Below are 21,340 nucleotides of genomic sequence, written 5' to 3' on the forward strand. Positions count from 1 at the left end.
TGTTCTAGTTATCACTCGGCAGTTTGCTAAGTCGGTCAAGTGCCGCTAAATTGCCATCATTGATACCGAGCATGAAATTATGCGTATAGACGGCCTTTCCTCTCAGTCCTACCCCATCAAGCGCAAGCCTCGCAAAGGCCATGTGATCGTGGATGAGTCCGTCGATGACATCGACGGTGAGCTGGAATTTCCGACTGAAGAGCAACTGGCTGCCCGTGCTGCCGCCAAAGCCGCCGCGCAACGCCTGAGCAATCTGCCCGCCCGCCAACAAGACATGATTTACCACCGCGCCATGAGCAAAAGCGTAGCGATGGCCCTCGCCAGCTACCTGAGCACCGCCGGTTTTGTCGATTGGGATGCAGACGTGCTGGGCCTCGATCTGTATATCTGATGGATCTGCCTTACTACCTCGGTTGTCCGTCCTGGAGCGAAAACGCCTGGCGCGAGTATCTGTACCCGGTAGACGCCAAAACCTCCGATTTCCTCGGTCTCTATTCCCAAGTGTTCAACGCCGTTGAAGGCAACACGACCTTCTACGCCAGCCCGTCGCCCGCCACGGTGCAGCGTTGGGCCGAGGTCATGCCCGAGCACTTTCGCTTCACCGCCAAATTCCCCGGCGACATCAGCCATAGCGGTGACCTGCGCGAGCAACTGACCGCCGCCGAAACATTTCTGCAATTACTCAAACCCCTCGGTGAGCGCGTCTCGCCGATGTGGCTGCAATTGTCGAAAAGCTTCACGCCGCATCGACTGCCGGAACTGGCGGGGTTTATTGATGCGCTAGATTGCCCGTTGGCGGTGGAAGTGCGCCATGAACAGTTCTTCGCCAAGGGCGAGAGTGAACGTCTGCTCAATCGCCTGCTGCTGGATCGTGGCGTTGAGCGCATCTGCCTCGACCCGCGTGCGCTGTTCAGTTGCCTGTCGACTGAATCTTCGGTAATCCACGCGCAATCGAAAAAGCCACGCGTGCCGACGCGCCCGGCGGCGTTCACCCAGTTCCCGCAAGTGCGCTTCATTGGCCATCCGGAACTGAAAGCCAACGACCCGTTCCTAGTGCCGTGGGTGGCGAAAATCGCCGAGTGGATCGAAGAGGGCCGCACGCCTTACATCTTCCTGCACACCGCCGATAACCTGCTGGCGGCGAAGCTGGCGCAACGTTTTCACGCACAACTGATGCAACGTTTGCCTGGCCTGCCAGCGCTGCCTGCGCTATACAGAGAACCCGCCGCGGAGCAACTTGGCCTGCTGTGAAGCGGATTTTTTTCTGCCCAGGAGCCTGCCGATGGATGCCCAAGCCCGTAAAGCCCACGCCTTCAAAGCCCTGCATGAACAATCGGGGGTTTTCGTGATTCCCAATCCATGGGATGCGGGGTCGGCAAAAATGCTCGCCAGTCTCGGCTATCAGGCCTTGGCGACCACCAGTGCCGGTTATGCGTTTTCCCAAGGCAAGGCCGACGGCGTGTTAAGCCTTGATGAGACCTTGGCCAATGTCCGCGCGATTGTCGCCGCCACCGATTTGCCGGTAGCGGTGGATCTGGAAAACGGTTTCGCCGATGACCCGGCTGAATGCGCCAAGAGTCTGCTGCGTGCTGCCGAGGCCGGCGCTGTTGGTGGTTCGATCGAAGACGCCACGGGCCGCGCGGATGCGCCAATCTATTGCTTCGAACACGCTGTGGCGCGCATCGAAGCCGCTGTCGCTGCGGTGCGCACGCTACCCTTTCCCTTCATCCTCACCGCGCGGGCGGAAAACTACCTGCACGGTCATCCCGATCTCAACGACACCATTCGCCGCCTGCAGGCCTTCGCCGAGGCAGGGGCCGACGTGTTGTATGCGCCAGGTTTGCGCAACGCCGAAGAAGTGCTGGCAGTGGTGCGTGCAGTGGCGCCAAAACCGGTCAATGTGCTGATGTCCGGCGGTTTGAAACTGACCGTGCAGGAGCTGCAAGAAATGGGCGTGCGGCGCATCAGTACCGGTTCGGCACTGGCGTTGGCGGCGTTCGGCGAATTCTTCCGTGCCGCTGAAGAAATCCAGCAATCCGGCACTTTCGGGTTTACCTCGCAGTCGATGCCGTACGCCAAAGCCAATCAATTCTTCAAAGGCTGAGCATGGGGCGGTGGATCGCACTGACCGTGTTGCTGATCACTGGCGGCGCGTTGATCAGTGTGTGGCGCGGTTGGCTGGACGTGCCGCCGTCATGGAATCCATGGGCGCCACTGGATGTAAAAGCCGCGCCCAACTGGCTGACCGGCTACAAGCTGATGCGTTTGCGCAGTGATCCTGAACTCTGTGCCCAGGCGTTGAACAGCTCTGATCTGCGGGTCATGCGGCAAGCCGACAGTCCCGACGCCAAGTGCCCGCTGATCGGTGCCTTGCGCGTACAGGGCGGTGAGGTGGCGTTGAGCAGCAGTTTCCTCGCCAGTTGTCCGCTGGCGGTGGCCTACGCGATGTTTGAACAGCACACGCTGCGACCTGCTGCACAATCCGTTTACGGGCAAAAGGTCGCGCGGATTGATCACCTCGGCAGCTTCGCCTGTCGCAATGTCTACAACCGCGAAAGCGGCGCGCTCAGTCGCCACGCCAGTGCCGATGCGCTGGATATTGCCGGTTTTCGTCTGACCGATGGTCGCAGCATCAGCGTGCTCAAGGACTGGCCGAAGCAAAATCAGGACGCGCAGTTTCTGCGTCAGGTGCGCGATGGCGCCTGCGAGGCGTTCAGTGTTGTCTTGGGGCCGGATTACAACACCGCCCACCGCAATCACTTTCATGTCGATGTCGGACGCTGGAGCGTGTGTCGCTGAGGGTCAGGCGGCGAGGCGCAGGTTCTGCAGAACGATCGGGCGCGCCCAACCGTTATCAAAGTCCAGTGCTTTCTGTTGCTCGACGATTTCTTCCGGCGGGAACGGCGGGTAAGGTTTCTGCAGCAGATCCAGATCGAACTCGGCAATCGGCAGGTAAAGCGGCTTCTTCTGCGGGGCCGGGCCAGGCTCTGGAACGGGCTGACCATTGTTGATCACCACCGGGCGAACCCAACTGCTGTCGAAATCCTGCTGCGCCTGCTGAGCTTGCAGTTCTTCTGGCGGGAATGGCGGGAACGGCTTGTCCAGCAGTTCCATTTCGAATTCAGCGATTGGCAGGAACAGCGGCTCTGGGGGGCGCACTTCGGTTTCCACCACATCGCACTCGCGCTGGCTGACGATGTGCGCGTGCAGCTCGCTGCCGATGGTCGGTTCTTCCGGGCTGCTCAGGTCAACCGGCGGAAATGTACCGCAGGCAGGCACCACTTCACTCGTCTGTTCGGCCATCGCTTGGGCAAAGAAATCCTGCCACAGGTGACTGACGCCGCTCAGTGCTTGAGTGTTGTGACGGCTAAAGTCGCCATGGGGCGAGATGTAGCCAATCGATGTGGGAAGAATGCCTGACATTTTTTTCGGTTGACGCTCAGCTCTGGCAAAATGCGCGTTGAATGAATTATCGGCGGTATTTGCCGATCCTTGAATTTTTGAGCGTGTTTTCCATGATCGAGCAACCCGCGGCCTGCCGCATCCATGTCCAGGCCCTCGGCCCGACGTTTGAAGCGCAAGCCGAGCAGTGGGCCGAACGCCTTGGTCTGCCGCGTGACGTGCCGGACGGCGAGTTCGCCTTGCAGGTCGGCGAGCAGGGTTTGCAACTGCAACAGCTCGGCCCGGACGCACCTGGGCCGGTGCGGGTCGACTTTGTTGAGGGCGGCGCTGCGCATCGTCGGCTATACGGCGGCGGCAGCGGGCAGATGATCGCCAAGGCTGTCGGCATCGCCCAAGGCGTGCGCCCGCGCGTGCTGGATGCCACGGCAGGATTGGGCAAGGATGCGTTTGTGCTGGCGAGCCTCGGTTGCGAGATGAGCCTGATCGAGCGCCAGCCGCTGATCGGCGCCTTGCTGGAGGATGGTCTGGCGCGCGCGGCGGAAGATTTCGACGTGGCGCCGATTGTGGCGCGGATGAAATTGCTCAAGGGCAACTCCATTGAAGTCATGCAGAACTGGGAGGGTGAGGCGCCGCAGGTGATCTACCTCGACCCGATGTTTCCGCACCGAGAGAAGACCGCGCTGGTGAAAAAGGAGATGCGTCTGTTCCGGCCGCTGGTGGGCGATGATCCGGATGCGCCGGCGTTGCTCGAAGCCGCGTTGGCACTGGCGACGCACCGGGTGGTGGTCAAGCGACCGCGCAAGGCGCCGTGCATTGCGGGGCCGAAGCCGAGTCATGCGCTGGATGGCAAATCGAGCCGCTATGACATTTATCCGAAGAAAGCGCTCAAGGCTTGATACCGAGTCGCGCTCATCGCTGGCAAGCCAGCTCCCACAGGGTTTGGTGGTGTGTACACGATTTGTGATCACACCCAAATCCTTGTGGGAGCTGGCTTGCCAGCGATGGCGTCAGTGCCGACACCGCAGAAATCAGGCTTTGTACGCCCGCATAAACAACCCCACCACTTCCTGCACATGGCTTTCCGCTGCCTCTTCAGTCAACGGCTCCCCACAGCCATACAACAGCCGAAAATTCCCCGCACCCTTGATCAGGCAAAAGAAATGCTCGGCGGCATTGCGCGGCAGATCAATGCTCAGCGCGCCGGTCTCGTGGATGCGCGTCAACAGCCGTTCCATGCCCTGCACCATGCGCTGCGGACCCGCCTCGAAGAAGATCAGCGACAGCTTCGGATCCTGACTGCCCAGCGCCATGATCAAGCGGTGCAGATTCACCGATTCATCACTGTTGATCAGGTGATGAAAGCCTCGCGCAATGTTCAGCAACACATTTTCCACGGCGATGCCTTCGGGCAATTCGAAGAACAGCGGCGGTAATTGCTCCTCGCATTTGGCCACCACGGCAGCGGAGAACAGCGTCTCCTTGTCGTTGAAATGGCTGTAGACCGTCAGCTTCGACACGCCGGCCTCGCTGGCGACCGCGTCCATGCTGGTGTTGGCGTAGCCATGACTCAGAAACAGAATTTTCGCCGCGTCGAGGATCGCTTGGCGCTTGGCCAGATCCTTGGGGCGGCCCGGGCCGTTTGGAGCTGAAAGATTGTTCGACATTCTTCGCTTTTAATACTGGACTGGTGAGTTTGCTATTAATAACATACCCGCCAGTATAATTATTCCAAGCACCATTAGCGAAAGGTCCGTCACCATGTTCCGCCATGCGTTGTCCCTCGCGTTGCCAGTGAGTCTGGCGTTCCTTTTGTCAGCATGCGGTCAGGAAGAGGCGACGCAAGTCGCCGTGCGACCAGCCATGGTGGTGCAGCCAGAGCCTTCGGCACAGGCGATGGAAAGTTATCCGGGCGAGGTGCGCGCCCGTTATGAACCGGATCTGGCATTCCGCATTGGCGGCAAAGTCAGCCGACGACTGGTCGATGAAGGTCAGCGCGTGAAGGCTGATCAGCCACTCGCCGAACTCGATCCGCAGGACGTGCGCCTGCAACTGGAAGCCACTCGCGCCCAGGTGGCTGCCGCCGAAGCCAATCTCAATCTGGTCCGCGCCGAACGTGATCGCTACAAGACCCTGATGGATCGGCAGATGGTCAGCCGCTCGGCCTACGACAACGCCGAAAACCTTTACCGCTCCGGTGAGGCCCGTCTCAAACAAATCAAAGCTGAATTCAACGTTTCGACCAATCAGGCCAGTTACGCCGTGTTGCGTGCGCCGCAGGATGGCGTGGTGGCCAAGCGTTCGGTCGAGGTTGGGCAGGTGGTTGCCGCCGGGCAAACGGTGTTTACCCTTGCCACTGATGGCGAGCGCGAAGTACTGATCAGCCTGCCGGAGCAGAGCTTCGGGCGCTTCAAGGTCGGTCAGCCTGTGACCGTCGAACTGTGGACGCAACAGAACCAGCGCTTCGCCGGGCAAATCCGCGAACTGTCGCCCGCCGCCGATCCACGCTCGCGCACTTTCGCTGCGCGCATTTCTTTCGTGAGCGGCAAAGTCCCGGCCGAACTGGGCCAGAGCGCCCGAGTGTTCGTGCAATCGGCCGACAGCGTTTCCCTGTCGGTGCCGCTCTCGGCACTCACCGCCGAAAACGGCGCGACCTACGTCTGGGTCGTCAGCGCCAATAACACCTTGAAGAAAACCCCGGTGCGCATCGGCCCGTTCGGCGAGAAAACCGTGCCGGTGCTCGAAGGCTTGAACGCCAGTGACTGGGTGGTGGCTGCTGGCGTGCATGTGTTGCTCGAAGGGCAGCAGGTGCGTCCGGTGGATCGCTCCAATCGCGTCGTCAATCTGGCGAACAAGGAGTAAGTCCCGATGCGCTTCAACCTTTCTGAATGGGCGCTGCGTAATCGCCAGATCGTACTGTTCCTGATGCTTTTGCTGGCCATCGTCGGTGCGTTGTCCTACACCAAACTCGGCCAGAGTGAAGACCCGCCGTTCACGTTCAAAGCCATGGTGATTCAAACCCGTTGGCCGGGGGCGACCGCGCAGGAAGTCTCGCGGCAGGTCACCGAGCGTATTGAAAAGAAACTGATGGAAACCGGCGAGTACGAGCGCATCGTGTCGTTCTCGCGCCCCGGCGAATCGCAGGTCACGTTCATTGCCCGCGACTCGATGCATTCCAAGCAAATCCCCGACCTCTGGTATCAGGTGCGCAAGAAGGTCAGTGATATTCGCCAGACCTTGCCGCCGGATATTCAGGGGCCGTTTTTCAACGATGAGTTCGGCACCACGTTCGGCAATATCTATGCGCTGACCGGGGACGGTTTCGATTACGCGGTGCTCAAGGATTACGCCGATCGCATCCAGATCCAGCTACAACGGGTCAAGGATGTCGGCAAGGTCGACCTGCTCGGTTTGCAGGACGAGAAAATCTGGGTCGAGCTGTCTAACGTCAAGCTGGCGACCCTAGGCTTGCCGCTGTCGGCGGTGCAACAAGCGCTGCAAGAGCAGAACGCGGTGTCCACCGCCGGGTTCTTTGAAACCGGTAGCGAGCGTCTGCAACTGCGGGTCTCGGGGAATTTTCAGACGGTCGATGAGATAAAAAACTTCCCGATCCGCGTCGGCGATCGTACGTTCCGCATCTCCGATGTCGCCGACGTGCGTCGCGGTTTCAACGATCCACCGGCGCCGCGTATGCGCTTCATGGGCGAAGATGCGATTGGTCTCGCGGTGGCGATGAAGGATGGCGGCGACATTCTGGTGCTCGGCAAGGCGCTGGAAGGCGAGTTCTCGCGCATCCAGAAAAACCTCCCGGCCGGCATGCAATTGCGTAAGGTTTCCGATCAGCCGGCGGCGGTGAAAACCGGGGTCGGCGAGTTCGTCCAGGTGCTGGTCGAGGCACTGGCGATTGTCTTGCTGGTGAGCTTCTTCTCCCTCGGCGTGCGCACCGGCATGGTCGTGGCGCTGACCATTCCGCTGGTGCTGGCGATGACCTTCGCCTGCATGTATTACCTCGGCATCGGCCTGCACAAGATCTCCCTTGGCGCGTTGGTGCTGGCGTTGGGCTTGCTGGTCGATGACGCGATCATCGCCGTGGAAATGATGGCGATCAAAATGGAGCAGGGCTTTGACCGTATCCGCGCGGCGAGCTATGCCTGGACCAGCACCGCGTTCCCTATGCTCACCGGTACTTTGATCACCGCCGCCGGGTTTCTGCCGATTGCCACGGCGCAATCCGGCACTGGCGAATACACACGTTCGATCTTCCAGGTGGTGACCATCGCCTTGCTCGCGTCTTGGGTCGCGGCGGTGATGTTCGTACCGTATCTGGGGGAAAAACTCCTGCCGGATCTGGCGAAAATCCATGCGGCCAAACACGGTACCGCCGATGGTCAGGCTGATCCGTATGGCACGCCGTTTTATCAGCGCGTTCGGCGCTTGGTGGAGTGGTGCGTGTCGCACCGCAAGACCGTGATCGTGCTGACGGTGGGGCTGTTTATCGCCTCTGTGATGTTGTTCCGTTTCGTCCCGCAGCAGTTTTTCCCGGCCTCGAATCGACTGGAGTTGATGGTTGATCTGAAACTGGCTGAAGGCGCGTCGTTGGCCAATACCACTGGCGAGGTCAAACGTCTGGAGGCGATGCTCAAGGGTCACGCCGGTATTGATAATTATGTGGCGTATGTCGGCACGGGTTCGCCGCGTTTCTATCTGCCGCTGGATCAGCAATTGCCGGCTGCCAGTTTTGCGCAGTTTGTGGTGTTGGCGAAAACCATTGAGGAGCGTGAAGCGCTGCGCAGTTGGTTGATCGAGACGCTTAACGAGCAATTCCCGGCCTTGCGTTCGCGGGTTACGCGTCTGGAGAACGGTCCTCCGGTTGGCTATCCGGTGCAGTTCCGCGTCACCGGTGAACATATCGAAGAAGTCCGGGCGTTGGCGCGCAAGGTCGCGGCCAAGGTTCGCGAGAATCCGCATGTGGTCAATGTGCATCTGGATTGGGAAGAACCGAGCAAGGTCGTGTACCTGAACATCGATCAGGATCGCGCGCGAGCATTGGGTGTAAGCACGGCCAATCTGGCGAAATTCCTGCAGAGTTCGTTGACCGGGTCGAGTGTCAGTCAGTATCGCGAAGACAACGAATTGATCGAGATTCTGCTGCGCGGCACGGTGCATGAGCGCACTGAATTGTCCTTGTTGCCGAGTCTGGCGGTGCCGACGGACAACGGCCGCAGTGTGGCGTTGTCGCAGATTGCCACGCTGGAATACGGCTTTGAGGAGGGGATTATCTGGCATCGTAATCGCCTGCCGAACGTGACCGTGCGCGCGGATATTTATGGCAAGGAGCAGCCGGCGACGTTGGTGAAGCAGATCATGCCGACGCTGGATTCGATTCGCGCCGAGTTGCCCGATGGTTATCTGTTGGATGTCGGCGGTACGGTGGAGGATTCCGAGCGTGGGCAGAAGTCGGTGAATGCCGGGGTGCCGATGTTCATCGTGGTGGTGCTGACCTTGCTGATGGTGCAGTTACGCAGTTTTTCGCGCACGGTGATGGTGTTTTTGACGGCGCCGCTGGGGTTGATCGGGGTGACGCTGTTTTTGATGGTGTTCCGTCAGCCGTTCGGGTTTGTGGCGATGCTGGGGACGATTGCGTTATCCGGGATGATCATGCGTAATTCGGTGATTCTGGTGGATCAGATCGAGCAGGATATTGCCTCGGGGCTTAAGGCTTGGCAGGCGATTATCGAGGCTACGGTTCGACGCTTCAGGCCGATTGTGTTGACGGCGCTGGCGGCGGTTTTGGCGATGATTCCGTTGTCACGTAGTGTGTTTTTTGGGCCGATGGCGGTGGCGATCATGGGTGGGTTGATTGTTGCGACTGCGCTGACGTTGTTGTTTTTGCCGGCGTTGTATGCGGCTTGGTTCCGGGTGCGTAAGGACGCTTGATTCTTTTGTGACGTGGCGGCCTTCGGGCCGACCATGTTCTTGGGGTTTTGGGTGAATATCCGTTTTTGTGGGTGCTGCCGCTGGCGGTTTCGCCCTTACGGCGAGTCACCTTTTCCAAACGCCGAAAAGGTAACCCAAAAGGCTTTGCCCTGACGTTCGGCCCGCTCGCTGGGGCTCGGGGTTCCTTCGCTCCGGGATCGATCCGGGGGCATCGCCTACGGTTTGCTTCGCTGCACCTCCTCTCGATGTGTTCGACTTCGTCGAACGGTCGCTGCGCTCCCACCCCCGGATCAATCCCTCCACTCAGCCTGCCGACGGGCCTTCAGATCAAGATCAAAAGCTGCAGCCGAGCTAACGCTCATCCTGTTGAGTGGTGAGGAGCAGAAGCGGTCTGCTCTTGCTCTTCTGTGGGAGTGAGCCTGCTCGCGATGACGCCCTGACAGCCGCCCAATCTCTACCTGCATACACCCAATCCAATTGTGGGAGCTGGCTTGCCAGCGATGGCGGCCTGACAGCCGACCGATCTCCAGCGGATTGCTCACGATCCAACTGTAGGAGTGAGCCTGCTCGCGATGACGGCCCGCCAGCTGTCCAATTTCTCTCTGCATGGACTCCTTCCAACCTGCGGGAGCCAGCCTGCTGGCGATGACGATCGGACAGGCAAAATTGTTTAACCGTGTTGCGAAAACACAGAACCTTCCCACAAGGTTTTCAGGTTGTCCGTCGGAAGCGCGATCTCTAGGCTAGGTCTGTCGCTGCAAAAATCAGCGACCGGGTTTCGCAGCCCGGTTAAACTTCAGACGCACAGCGTCCACCATCCGAAAGCGGGCGCTTTTTTATGCCTGTGTCATGGCGGTTGTGCGCGGGATACCTTCGGGTATGCCGGGTGCCTGAAGTCCCGGTCTGCGAACCTGCGTACAGCTGCCACCTAACTTTCGTTTCGCAGCGAACGGTGGCGGCTCCACTACTTCAGGAGATTTCGCCATGTTCAAACCCACACCAAATCCCCCCAAAGCCGTCAGCCATCCCAGCACAATTTTCACCGTCCTTCCCGAAGTCGATTCCGAAACATTACTCGCTCACGCCTGTGAAACCCTGGCTTCAGCCAACATCATGGCCAGCGAACTGGCGTTCACCCTGAATGGCCCGACGTGTAGTCAGCTTCTGGGTATTCAGCAGATGATTTCCCTCGCTGAGCTTTCGGTGAATCGCGTCCTCGATCAAGTCGACCCGCAAAACTGACGCCCACAAAAAAGCCCGCTGAACCGGTAAAGGTCAGCGGGCTTTTTGTCGTTCAGAACATTACAGCGTGCCGAACACCTTCTTCGCCAGACTGGTCGCCGCAGCGGCCGGGTTCTGGCGGATGGTTTCTTCCTGTTTGCCGATCATCTCGAACAAGCCATTCAGCGCTTGCTCGGTCACGTAGTTTTCAACGTTGGCGCTCTTCGCATCGACAACGCCAAACGCAGCAGCCTGACCAGCGAACGAGTTGTACTTCTGTGCTACGCCAACCTTGTCGGTCGCCTGTTTGACGATCGGCAGGAACTTGGCGCGAATCTGTTCGCGGCTGGATTTGTCGAGGTATTGCGTGGCCGAGTCCTTGCCGCCGCTGAGGATGCCTTTGGCGTCTGCCACGCTCATTTTCTTCACGGCGTCGACGAGGATGGGCTGGGCTTGAGTTACAGCGCTTTCCGCCGCTTTGTTCATCGCGGTTTCCAGTTCTTCAACCTGAGCGCCCATGCCGAAGGCTTTCATCTTGCTCGCGGCCTTGCCGAGTTTGCCCGGCAGTTCGATCTTCACGTCGGGGTTGTTGCTGAAGCCGCCGGGTGTACCCAGTTGTTTGACGGCGATTTGCGCGCCTTGGGTCAGGGCATCCTTGAGGCCGCCGGTGGCGTCTTTTTGCGACAGGTCACTGAGCGACAGGGCCAGCGCGCTGGCGGAGATCATCAGGCCTGCGCACAGGCCAGCGAAGCGAAGGGTAGGGCGGAGCATGGCGGCTTCCTTGTTGCGGAAAAGGGTTGCGGAAAATGAATTAACGAACGGCGTCGACGCGGATTTTCAGCGGCTGCGGGTCGTTGCCGTCGAGTTGCACGGCGTGGTTTTCGGTGGTGATGAACATCAACTCACCGTTGACTTCAATGCGCGCGCTGACCGAGTAACGGTGGCCAGGTTTGATCTGCGCTGGATCGTAGCTCAAGTGGAAGGGCAGTGGCACCTGGCCTTTGACCGGACCTTTTTGCTCGTCCAGTACTACGGCTGGCGCATCGGCCAACGAAACGTCTTGCAGGCTGACGCTGAGGGTCGCGCTCGGAGGCAGGGCGATGCGCTGCAGGTAGAACACTTCACCGTCGAGGCCTACCTTGCCGGCAGGTGTGGTCGACTGGCAGGCGCTGAGCAGTGTAGCGGCGGCGAGCAGAGTCAGTTTTTTCATGGTGTTCTCCATTCAATTGTAGGAGCGAGCCTGCTCGCGATAGCGGTTTAGCATTCAACATTTCAGTTGTCTGACACTCCGTCTTCGCGAGCAAACTCACTCCCACCAGGTTTGCATCAGGTCTCGGGTTGGGCGACGACCTGATCGGCAGCATCCTCACTGCGATGCAGCGCGACCTGGCGAATCGACAAGCGAATTTCCGCCGGCAATACGCGTTTGGCTGCACCTTCGGCGAGCTCGCCAAGCAGTTCGTGATAACTCAGTTTGCCGGCCTCGTCGCGGCGCAGCACGTCGAGGTCGAGCATTGTCTGGATGAAGTGACGGAACAGGCTCTTGTCGAAGAACTCCGGGGCGTTGAGGCCGTGGAGGATCGACAGGCGCTGGGCCATGACCGTGCAGAGGTCTTCCAGCTCTTCGGCGCTGATGCTGTTCTGGCCGCTGTTGAGCAGCAAGGACACGGTCATGTAGAAACGCTGCAAGGTCTGGGCGATGCTCTTCGACAGCAGCGTCAGCAGCACGAAATGCCGCGAACTTGGCGCCGGACGCAGATAGACGTCTTTCTCGAAACGCAACAGGCCTTGTTCGACGAACGCTTCCAGCCACTGATCGACCACACCGTCCAGTTCGTCCAGCGTCCAGCGAATGAACAGCTCCGATTGCAGGTACGGATACAGCGCGCGGGTGTAGCGCAGGATCTGTTCGCGGCTCATGCGCGAAGCGCTCTGGAAGAAGCTCGCCAGCAGTGCAGGCAACGCGAAGATGTGCAGCACGTTGTTGCGGTAGTAAGTCATCAGGACGGCATTCTGCTCGTCCAGATAGAGAATTTTGCCCAAGGCATCGTTCTGCTCGGCGAGCAGGTCCATGTCTTTCACATGCTCGATCAGCGCACGGCCGTCGCCTTCCGGCAGCGTGGTGTGCGGCGAATACGGGACTTTGCGCAGCAGCGCCAGGTACAGATCCAGTACTCGCGCCATGGCGCGATCGTCCAGCGCCAGACGTGTGGTCGACAGCAGCGCCAGCGCCACCAGGTTGACCGGGTTGATCGCCGCCGCTTCGTTCAAATGCTGCGCGACTTTTTCGCCGAGGCGATTGGTGGTTTCGTTGAGCCACGCTGGTTTGTACTGCGGGCCGAGTTCCTGCTGGCGCCAGTCCGGTTGCTCGGCGTCGAGGAATTCTGCGAGTTTGATCGGCTCACCGAAGTTGACGGCGACCTGACCGAAACGCTGCTTGAGCGCGCCGATGACTTTGAAAATGTCGAAGATCGATTCTTTCTTCTTGCTCGCGCCGCGCAGTTCGCCGAGATAGGTACGACCTTCCAGCACGCGCTCATAGCCGATGTACACCGGCACAAACACGATCGGCATGCGCGACGAACGCAGGAAGCTGCGCATGGTGATCGCGAGCATGCCGGTTTTTGGTTGCAGCATGCGCCCGGTGCGCGAGCGGCCGCCCTCGACGAAGTACTCGACCGGGAAGCCTTTGGTGAACAGCGTGTGCAGATATTCGTTGAACACCGAGGTGTACAGCGGATTGCCCTTGAACGTGCGGCGCATGAAGAACGCACCGCCACGGCGCAGCAGGCTGCCGATCACCGGCATGTTCAGATTGATCCCGGCGGCGATGTGCGGCGGGGTCAGGCCGTTGCGGAACAGCAAATACGAGAGCAGCAGGTAGTCGATGTGGCTGCGGTGGCACGGCACGTAGATCACTTCGTGACCCTGGGCGACCTTTTGCACGCCTTCGATGTGGTTGACCTTGATGCCGTCGTAGATCTTGTTCCAGAACCAGCTCAACACCACTTCAAGGAAGCGGATCGCCGTGTAGGTGTAGTCCGAGGCAATCTCGTTGCCGTAGCGCAAGGCCTGGGCCTTGGCTTTTTCCGCGGAGATGTTTTCGCGCTCGGCTTCGTCGAGGATTGCTTGCTTGACCAATGGCTGGTTGAGCAGGCCTTTGACCAGGTTGCGACGGTGCGAAATGTCCGGGCCGATGACCGCTGCTTTCAGGTTACGGAAGTGTACGCGCAGGATGCGCTGGGCCATGCGCACGGTGCGTTCGTGGCCCTTGTTGTGCTCGATCAGCTCGCGCAGGTGAATCGGTGCGGAGAACTGCACGCGGGTTTTGCGCCCGAGGACGATGATGCTCAGCAGCCGACGTAAACGCCCGGTGACCGCCCAGCTGTCGGCGAACAACAATTTCCAAGGACTGTTTTCGCTGTCCGGCGACTGGCCCCAGAACACGCTGACCGGAATGATCTGCGCGTCTTCAGCAGCGTTCTGCGTCAGTGCGCTGACAAGGCGAGTCAGGGTCGGCGGTGCGCCGCGCTTGTCCTGGCGACCGAGCCAGTCCGGATCCGGCGTCAGGTAGAAAAACGCCGCCGGTTCGATCAGCGAACCCACCGACACCGGCAGCACCGGACGCGGCAGGCCGGCCTTGGTGCACTCGGTATCGACCACGGCCAGATCGGTCAGCGAAGGGTTTTGCAGGACGTAGAACACCGGACGACTGCGGTCGAGGTTGAGGGTGAGCGACGACTGGTTGATCGTCTCCGAGCGAACCCAGAGGTACAACAGTCGGCGCAAGGTGCCAAACACTAGACGGCGGAACGGGGAACGGGTCATACGGCTTCTGCGTGAGTGGATAAACCGAGCGGTTGCTCGGGAGGGCGACAGTTTGCCGTATTCACCGAAAATCGGCAAAAAAGCGGCGAAGTAATCTCCTGTTGAGACTTTCCGCACCTGTCATATACTCGGCGGTCTGTCGCCGGGGGCCTTTTATGGACGTCGGACGCAGGCTGACGTTCCGCAAAGGCTTTCCTGCGAAAAGCCTGTCCAATAATAAAAAAGGAGTATGAACAGATGGCAACACGCGAAACCGGCAACGTGAAGTGGTTCAACGACGCCAAGGGCTACGGCTTTATCCAGCGCGAAGACGGGGTGGACGTGTTCGTGCACTACCGCGCGATTCGCGGCGAAGGGCATCGGTCGCTGACTGAAGGCCAGCAGGTTGAATACGCAGTGATTACTGGCGAGAAGGGTTTGCAGGCTGAGGATGTTGTAGGCCTGTAATGATCGTTCCCACGCTCTGCGTGGGAATGCCTCAACGGACGCTCCGCGTTCGCTTTGGGACGCAGAGCGTCCCGGACTGCATTCCCACGCGGAGCGTGGGAACGATCAAAGATCGCAGCCTTCGGCAGCTCCTACAGCTGTACACATAGCCCTTTAGGAGCTGCCGAAGGCTCGGGCCGCGATCGGACGATCTTTTGCTTTTAAGCGGTTTTCCAGGTGATTTCTTCTTCACCGTCTTCGCTGATGCGCATCCAGCGGTCCGCCGTTTCCTCACCTTCTTCTTCAACCCACGTCCCCGGCGCGCAACGCACTTCGACGTTCAGCGCAGCAAACGCGGCGCGGGCGCAGGCGATGTCGTCGTCCCATGGGGTCTGGTCGCTTTCCAGGTACAGGCTGTTCCACTTGCCCACGGCTTTCGGCAGCCAGGTCACCGGCACGTTGCCGGCCTTGCATTTGTAGGTCTGGCCTTTCTGTACCCAGTCACTGCACGGGCCCAACGCTTCGCCCAGCCAGGCCGAAATGGCCTTGTGGTCGACGTCGGCGTCTTTCAGGTAAATCTCGATGTCCGGTTGGCGCATGGATGTCCTCACTGCGGGTCTGAAAAATCCATTCGCGGATTTAGCCAGCCCCGGGCACTCGCCCGAGACCAAAAGTTATTGAAGAACGAAATAATCGTAGCGCATCGACACGGTGGTCACGAACGGCTCAGCCTGTTCGATCACCGCCGCACGACGCTCGGCACTGGCGCGCCAGCCGTGGGGTGTCATCGCCAACAGGTTGGCGCGATCCTCAGGCTTTTCCAGCGTCAGCTTGAATTCCAGGGTTTCACTGTGCGCCAGCGTCATGCCTTCCGGCACCAGGGCCAGATGCTTGTCGTCGGTGTATTCGCGCACTTCGTCATAAAGACGTTCGCGCAACTCCATCAGGTGGCCGCTGGTCGGGCCGACTTTCATCAGACCGCCGCCGACACTGAGCAGCCGCTTGGCTTCTTCCCAGTCCAGAGGACTGAAAACGCTGGCGAGAAACTGGCAACTGCCCGACGCCAACGGCACGCGGGCCATGCTGGCGATCAACCAAGTGATCGCCGGATTACGCTTGCAGGCACGTTTGACCGCTTCGCGGGAAATGTCCAGTGCGTAGCCGTCAGCGTTCGGCAAGGCCTCGGCGATCTGCGCGGTGTAGTAACCCTCGCCACAACCGATATCGACCCAGCGATCTGGCGCATAACTCGCCGCCAGCTCGGCCAGACGCTTGGCCACCGGCGCGTAATGCCCTGCGTTCAAGAAGTCCCGGCGTGCTTCGACCATGGCCTGGTTGTCGCCAGGGTCGCGGCTGTTTTTGTGCTGCACCGGCAACAGGTTCAGGTAACCCTGGCGCGCACGGTCGAAGCGATGGCCGGCGGGGCAGACCACGCCGTTGTCCACCGCATTCAGCGGTTCGCTGCAGATGGGGCAAGCGAGCATCAGGCGAGCAACTTGATCAGGGTCTGGTAGTAGATCTCGGTCAGTACGTCGAGATCGGCTGCCAGTACGCGTTCGTTGACCTGGTGGATGGTCGCGTTGACCGGGCCCAGTTCAACCACTTGCGTGCCCATGGTCGCGATGAAACGGCCGTCGGACGTTCCGCCGCTGGTGGACGCTTTAGTCTCGCGACCGGTGATGTCCTTGATGCTCGCCGACACCGCGTCGAGCAGTGCGCCTGGTTCGGTGAGGAACGGCAGGCCGGACAGTGCCCAGTCGATGTGCCAGTCCAGATCGTGCTTGTCGAGAATATCGGCCACGCGTTTCTGCAGGCCTTCGACGGTCGATTCGGTGGAGAAGCGGAAGTTGAACACCGCCACCAGATCACCCGGAATCACGTTGGTCGCGCCAGTGCCGGAATTGACGTTGGAGATCTGGAAACTGGTCGGCGGGAAGAAATCGTTGCCATGATCCCAGTGCTCGGCGGCCAGTTCGGCCAGCGCCGGAGCAGCGAGGTGGATCGGGTTCTTCGCCAGGTGCGGATAGGCTACGTGGCCCTGAATGCCTTTGACGGTGAGCTTGGCACCGAGCGAGCCGCGACGGCCGTTTTTCACCACGTCGCCAACCAAAGTGGTGCTCGACGGTTCGCCGACGATGCACCAGTCCAGACGCTCGTTGCGTGCTGCCAGACGCTCGACCACAGCCTTGGTGCCGTGGTGCGCCGGGCCTTCTTCGTCGCTGGTGATCAGGAACGCGACCTTGCCCTTGTGGTTCGGGTAGTCAGCGACAAAGCGCTCGGCGGCGACGGTCATCGACGCCAGGCTGCCTTTCATGTCCGCCGCGCCACGGCCGCAGAGCATGCCGTGTTCGTCGATCAGCGCGTTGAACGGGTCGATCTGCCACGCCGTGACCGGGCCGGTCGGCACCACGTCGGTGTGGCCGGCGAAGCACAGCACCGGGCCGTCGTTGTTGCCGTGGGTCGCCCAGAAGTTATCCACATCTTCGATGCGCATCGGCTCGAGGCTGAAACCGGCATCGCCCAGGCGCTGCATCATCTGCTTCTGGCAATCGGCGTCGACCGGCGTCACAGACGGACGGCGGATCAGGTCGATGGCGAGTTGGAGGGTCGGCGAAAGGTCGGCGTGGGCCGTCATGTAATAACTCCGGGTGCGCACGGTAAACCTGTAGGAGCTGCCGCAGGCTGCGATCTTTTGATTTTGTTTTTTAAAATCAACAGCAAGATCAAAAGATCGCAGCCTTCGGCAGCTCCTACCGAGTTTGTTGGCATTGAAAAAGGCGGTCATTCTAAAGCAAAACGGCGGCCCGAAGGCCGCCGTTTGACGTATCCGTTACTGATTATGCTGTTGCCGGCTCAGGCGCAGTGGCCGGTTTAGGCAACGACGACAGGAACGCCATGATCAGCGCCGCCAGATACGGCAGCGACTGGACCAGCAACATCACCACCCAGAAACGCATGTCGTTGCTCGGCATGCCGTTGACCAGGAAGATCCCCAGCGCCGCGCCCCACAACAGCAGCATGATGAACAGCTCTTCCCGTGCCTCGGAAATTGCCACCCAGAAGCCGTGGCTGTCAGCGTTTTTTGGCGTGCGTATGAACGGAATGCTGCTGGTGAAAAAGCCATACAGCACCGCTTTGGCGATGGTGTGCGACAACGCCAGCCCGGCCAGTGCCGCGCAAAACGCATCTTTCAGGTTCACGCCGACGGCGCGACGGTAGAGGAAGATGATCTTGCCGACCTTGAACACGAACAGCGCCAGTGGCGGGATCGCGAAGATCAGCAGCGGCGGATCGACCCGTTGCGGCACGATGATCATTGCCGCCGACCACAACAGCGCGCCGACGGTGAAGAAGATGTTCATGCCGTCCGCGACCCACGGCAACCAGCCCGCGAGGAAGTGGTAACGCTGGCCACGGGTCAGCTCGGTGTCCTTGCCACGCAGCAGACTGCCGGTGTGGCGTTTGATGATCTGAATCGCACCGTAGGCCCAGCGGAAACGCTGTTTCTTGAAGTCGATAAACGTATCCGGCATCAGGCCCTTGCCGTAGCTGTCGTGGTAATACGCCGCCGACAAGCCTTTTTCGAACACGCGCAGACCGAGTTCGGCGTCTTCACAGATGCACCAGTCGGCCCAGCCCAATTCTTCCAGCACCGAGCGGCGGGTCATGGTCATGGTGCCGTGCTGGATGATTGCGTCACGGTCGTTACGAGTGACCATGCCGATATGGAAGAAGCCTTTGTATTCGGCGTAGCAGAGCTTCTTGAAGGTGCTTTCGTTCTGATCGCGGTAATCCTGCGGCGACTGCACCACGGCGATTTTCGGGTCAGCGAAGTGCGGCACCATGTGCTTGAGCCAGTTCGGATGCACGCAGTAATCGGAGTCGATCACCGCGATCACTTCGGCATCCTTGGCGGTGTGCGGAATCAGGTAGTTCAGCGCGCCACCCTTGAAACCGGCCAGGGGCGAGACGTGGAAGAACTTGAAGCGCGGACCGAGGGTTGCGCAGTAGTCGCGCACCGGTTCCCACACCGCCGGGTCCTTGGTGTTGTTGTCGATGATCAGGACTTCGTAGTCCGGATAATCGAGGGCGGCGAGGGCGTCGAGGGTCTGTTTGACCATGTCCGGCGGCTCGTTGTAGCACGGCACATGGATCGAGACTTTCGGGCGATAGCTGGAGTCGCCCTCGACCGGCAGGAACTCACGCCGCCGCTTGTGAATCCACACCGCTTCGGCCAGTTCATGGGCTTCCGTCAGCAAGACGATAAACACCCCGAGCGCACCCAGCGCCAAGAGGAAGCCGACCGTCAAACTGAACCACGTGCTGTATTGCAGGCTGTAGTCGTAACCGATCCACACCAGCACCGAACCACAGAGGAAGGCGATAAAGGTCAGGAAGATCCGCCCACGCTGACGCAGCGCCGAGCCGTCGATCATCAGCAGGGTCAGCGACAGCAACGCCAATACCACCGAACCGACTGCCAGCACTCGCCATTGCGGGATCGCGACCACCGGGCCTTCGAAGTTGAATTTCTGCTGACGCGCAGCGTTGAACACGCCCCAGTACGCGCCGACCGAGCCTTCGTCGCTGGCCTTCCACGGCTGGTCAAACGCTTCGATCACGAAGTAGTTGAAGCCTTGGCGGTTGAGCTTGTTGACCAGTGTGCGCAGGTAGATCGCCTGATCCGCCGGCGACGCATCGGCGCCACCGCGCATGCGACCGTTGCTCGGCCAGCCGACTTCGGAGAGCAGCAGCGGTTTTTTCGGGAACATCTTTTTCAGATCGCGGGCGCGGTCGAAAACGAACTGCCCGGCCTTGTCGACCGGGATGAATTCCCAGTACGGCAGAACGTGCGCAGCGATCAGGTCAACGTGCTTGGCCAGTTCCGGGTGTTCTTCCCAGACGTGCCATTGCTCGGAGGTGGTCACCGGCACTTTCACCGCCGCGCGCACGCGATCGAGCAGCACGCTCAGCTCTTGGGCGGTGATTTCCTTGCGGAAGATCGCTTCGTTACCGACCACCACGCGAACCACGCTGCGTGAAGTGTTGGCCAGTTCGATGGCTCGGGTGATTTCCCGTTCGTTGCGTTCCTGATCGGGGCTGATCCAGATCCCCAATGTCACGCGCAGGCCGAATTCTTCAGCCAGTTTCGGGATGTCTTGCAGCGAGCCGTCGACCGAGTAGATGCGGATGTTGTCCGTCAGCTTGCTCATGATCTCCAGGTCGCGGCGCATTTCGTCGTCAGTCGGGTACTGATCTTTTTGCGGATATTGTCCCTGCTGGAACGGCGAATAGGAGAAACCGGAGATCTGCTCCGGCCAGTTCGGCGCGGAAACCGGGCGATTGATCAGCGCCCAGAAACCGGTGAACAGGGCGGCGATTGCCAGAACCACCACCAGGTTGAGTCCAAATTTACGCGATGACATAGCTATTTCGGGTTCCAAAGGCTGTGGAACGGAGGATCGGTCGGCTATACGCCCGAGGGGCGCGCATCCTACACCGGCAGTTCGCAAGTCGTACATCAGACAGGGAAATGCCCGACATTGGGCAGCCGACTTTGACTTAAGTTCTTACACTTGTAGTTCGAAGCTTAAAACTTGTCGCTGTGTAGCCCTATAATGCGCGCCGGTTTTTGGGGTAATGGTCATGAGTACAGAAGATCCGCGGTTTGCAGGCATCGCCCGTTTGTATGGCATTGAAGGCCTGGAGCGCCTGCGCGCGGCCCATGTGGCGATCGTTGGCGTCGGTGGCGTCGGTTCCTGGGCGGCGGAAGCCATGGCCCGTTGTGGCGTTGGCGAGATTTCGCTGTTCGACCTTGATGACGTTTGCGTCAGCAACGCCAACCGCCAGTTGCACGCGCTGGACAGCACCGTCGGCAAGCCCAAGGTCGAAGTGATGGCCGAGCGTCTGCGCGGGATCAACCCGGATTGCACCGTGCACGCCGTGGCGGATTTCGTCACCCGCGAGACCATGGCCGAATACATCACGCCGAACATCGACTGCGTGATCGACTGCATCGACGCGGTCAACGCCAAGGCTGCGCTGATTGCCTGGTGCAAGCGCCGCAAGATCCAGATCATCACTACCGGCGGTGCGGGCGGGCAGATCGATCCGACGCTGATTCAGGTGTGCGATCTCAACCGCACGTTCAACGACCCGTTGGCCTCGAAAGTGCGTTCGACGTTGCGTCGTGATTATGGTTTTTCGCGCACCGTGACCCGCCATTACAGTGTGCCGTGTGTGTTTTCCACGGAACAGCTGCGCTACCCGAAACCGGATGGCAGTATTTGTTTGCAGAAGAGTTTTGTCGGCGATGGCGTGAAGCTCGACTGCGCCGGCGGGTTTGGTGCGGTGATGATGGTCACAGCGACGTTCGGCATGGTTGCGGCGACCAAGGCTGTGGACAAGATTGTCGCGGGTGTTCGGCGCCCGGCTGACCGAGTCAAACCTCAGGTTTGATCGGTGAGGCCTTGATCGTTCCCACGCTCCGCGTGGGAATGCAGCCCGGGACGCTCCGCGTCCCATCCAG

General features: G+C 60.0%; 19 protein-coding genes. 10 read left to right on the forward strand and 9 right to left on the reverse strand.

Features of this window, described 5'->3' with window-relative positions; genetic code table 11:
* Nucleotides 1-79 precede the first annotated feature (79 nt).
* Genes ACOYXH_RS02015 through ACOYXH_RS02030 form a run of 4 tightly spaced genes read left to right on the forward strand, consistent with a single transcriptional unit; the run spans nt 80 to nt 2,799 of the window.
* Nucleotides 80-391, forward strand: a complete 312-nt coding sequence (locus tag ACOYXH_RS02015; protein WP_095050381.1) for a hypothetical protein — start codon at nt 80-82, stop codon at nt 389-391.
* The gene (locus ACOYXH_RS02020; RefSeq protein ID WP_095126477.1) at nt 391-1,251 is read left to right on the forward strand and encodes a DUF72 domain-containing protein; all 861 of its coding nucleotides are present in this window, start codon (nt 391-393) and stop codon (nt 1,249-1,251) included. The genes ACOYXH_RS02015 and ACOYXH_RS02020 overlap by 1 nt, the downstream gene beginning before the upstream one ends.
* Nucleotides 1,252-1,282: 31 nt before the next feature.
* Nucleotides 1,283-2,104: an isocitrate lyase/PEP mutase family protein gene (locus ACOYXH_RS02025; RefSeq protein WP_095050383.1), complete on the forward strand. Its 822-nt coding sequence runs from the start codon at nt 1,283-1,285 to the stop codon at nt 2,102-2,104.
* Nucleotides 2,105-2,106: 2 nt separating this feature from the next.
* On the forward strand, nt 2,107-2,799 hold the full coding sequence (locus ACOYXH_RS02030) for an extensin-like domain-containing protein (protein ID WP_095126479.1): 693 nt from the start codon (nt 2,107-2,109) through the stop codon (nt 2,797-2,799).
* 3 nt (nt 2,800-2,802) lie between these two features.
* Here the strand turns inward: ACOYXH_RS02030 and ACOYXH_RS02035 are convergent, their stop codons facing one another.
* Entirely contained in the window at nt 2,803-3,423 is a 621-nt protein-coding gene (locus tag ACOYXH_RS02035; protein WP_093436665.1) for an energy transducer TonB, read from the reverse strand.
* 92 nt (nt 3,424-3,515) lie between these two features.
* Here ACOYXH_RS02035 and ACOYXH_RS02040 point away from each other — a divergent pair, with 92 nt between their 5' ends.
* Nucleotides 3,516-4,298, forward strand: a complete 783-nt coding sequence (locus tag ACOYXH_RS02040) for a class I SAM-dependent methyltransferase (protein WP_408980827.1) — start codon at nt 3,516-3,518, stop codon at nt 4,296-4,298.
* Between the two features lie 132 nt (nt 4,299-4,430).
* Here ACOYXH_RS02040 and ACOYXH_RS02045 read toward each other — a convergent pair whose 3' ends face one another.
* Nucleotides 4,431-5,066 carry a TetR/AcrR family transcriptional regulator gene (locus ACOYXH_RS02045; protein ID WP_007908881.1) on the reverse strand — a complete coding sequence of 212 codons (636 nt, stop codon included), beginning with the start codon at nt 5,064-5,066 and terminating at the stop codon, nt 4,431-4,433.
* Between the two features lie 94 nt (nt 5,067-5,160).
* On the opposite strand from ACOYXH_RS02045, the gene ACOYXH_RS02050 reads away from it, so the two are divergent.
* The 3 genes from ACOYXH_RS02050 (at nt 5,161) to ACOYXH_RS02060 (ending at nt 10,578) form a co-directional block, all read left to right on the forward strand.
* Nucleotides 5,161-6,261: an efflux RND transporter periplasmic adaptor subunit gene (locus ACOYXH_RS02050; protein ID WP_095050385.1), complete on the forward strand. Its 1,101-nt coding sequence runs from the start codon at nt 5,161-5,163 to the stop codon at nt 6,259-6,261.
* Nucleotides 6,262-6,267: 6 nt separating this feature from the next.
* The gene (locus ACOYXH_RS02055) at nt 6,268-9,336 is read left to right on the forward strand and encodes an efflux RND transporter permease subunit (protein ID WP_460410222.1); all 3,069 of its coding nucleotides are present in this window, start codon (nt 6,268-6,270) and stop codon (nt 9,334-9,336) included.
* A 984-nt stretch (nt 9,337-10,320) separates the two neighbouring features.
* Nucleotides 10,321-10,578, forward strand: coding sequence for a DUF6124 family protein (locus tag ACOYXH_RS02060; RefSeq protein ID WP_095050387.1), 258 nt, complete (start codon nt 10,321-10,323; stop codon nt 10,576-10,578).
* Nucleotides 10,579-10,638: 60 nt separating this feature from the next.
* Here ACOYXH_RS02060 and ACOYXH_RS02065 read toward each other — a convergent pair whose 3' ends face one another.
* The 3 genes from ACOYXH_RS02065 to plsB all read right to left on the reverse strand — a co-directional run bounded on the left by ACOYXH_RS02065 (nt 10,639) and on the right by plsB (nt 14,385).
* Complete coding sequence (locus ACOYXH_RS02065) at nt 10,639-11,328, reverse strand: DUF4197 domain-containing protein (protein WP_007908873.1); 690 nt, start codon at nt 11,326-11,328, stop codon at nt 10,639-10,641.
* Between the two features lie 40 nt (nt 11,329-11,368).
* A complete protein-coding gene (locus tag ACOYXH_RS02070; RefSeq protein WP_093436640.1) occupies nt 11,369-11,767 on the reverse strand; it encodes a YbaY family lipoprotein in 399 nt (132 codons plus the stop codon).
* Nucleotides 11,768-11,883: 116 nt separating this feature from the next.
* Entirely contained in the window at nt 11,884-14,385 is a 2,502-nt protein-coding gene (gene plsB, locus ACOYXH_RS02075) for a glycerol-3-phosphate 1-O-acyltransferase PlsB (protein ID WP_095050388.1), read from the reverse strand.
* A 237-nt stretch (nt 14,386-14,622) separates the two neighbouring features.
* Between plsB and ACOYXH_RS02080 the strand changes: the two genes are divergently transcribed.
* Complete coding sequence (locus ACOYXH_RS02080; protein WP_007908870.1) at nt 14,623-14,832, forward strand: cold-shock protein; 210 nt, start codon at nt 14,623-14,625, stop codon at nt 14,830-14,832.
* 200 nt (nt 14,833-15,032) lie between these two features.
* On the opposite strand, the gene ACOYXH_RS02085 is transcribed toward ACOYXH_RS02080, so the two are convergent.
* From ACOYXH_RS02085 to ACOYXH_RS02100, 4 genes are all read right to left on the reverse strand, one after another.
* Nucleotides 15,033-15,410 carry a hypothetical protein gene (locus ACOYXH_RS02085; protein ID WP_258709317.1) on the reverse strand — a complete coding sequence of 126 codons (378 nt, stop codon included), beginning with the start codon at nt 15,408-15,410 and terminating at the stop codon, nt 15,033-15,035.
* A 75-nt stretch (nt 15,411-15,485) separates the two neighbouring features.
* Nucleotides 15,486-16,295, reverse strand: coding sequence for a putative RNA methyltransferase (locus ACOYXH_RS02090; RefSeq protein WP_095050389.1), 810 nt, complete (start codon nt 16,293-16,295; stop codon nt 15,486-15,488).
* The gene (gene dapE, locus ACOYXH_RS02095; protein ID WP_095050390.1) at nt 16,295-17,446 is read right to left on the reverse strand and encodes a succinyl-diaminopimelate desuccinylase; all 1,152 of its coding nucleotides are present in this window, start codon (nt 17,444-17,446) and stop codon (nt 16,295-16,297) included. The genes ACOYXH_RS02090 and dapE overlap by 1 nt, the downstream gene beginning before the upstream one ends.
* 202 nt (nt 17,447-17,648) lie before the next feature.
* Nucleotides 17,649-20,237 carry a glycosyltransferase gene (locus tag ACOYXH_RS02100; RefSeq protein ID WP_220558153.1) on the reverse strand — a complete coding sequence of 863 codons (2,589 nt, stop codon included), beginning with the start codon at nt 20,235-20,237 and terminating at the stop codon, nt 17,649-17,651.
* Between the two features lie 220 nt (nt 20,238-20,457).
* Between ACOYXH_RS02100 and tcdA the strand changes: the two genes are divergently transcribed.
* Nucleotides 20,458-21,270 (forward strand): tRNA cyclic N6-threonylcarbamoyladenosine(37) synthase TcdA, encoded by an 813-nt coding sequence (gene tcdA / locus ACOYXH_RS02105; protein ID WP_371857765.1) that lies wholly within the window; start codon nt 20,458-20,460, stop codon nt 21,268-21,270.
* The last annotated feature ends 70 nt before the right edge of the window (nt 21,271-21,340 follow it).

The sequence above is a fragment of the Pseudomonas sp. Mb7 genome, assembly GCF_054790525.1.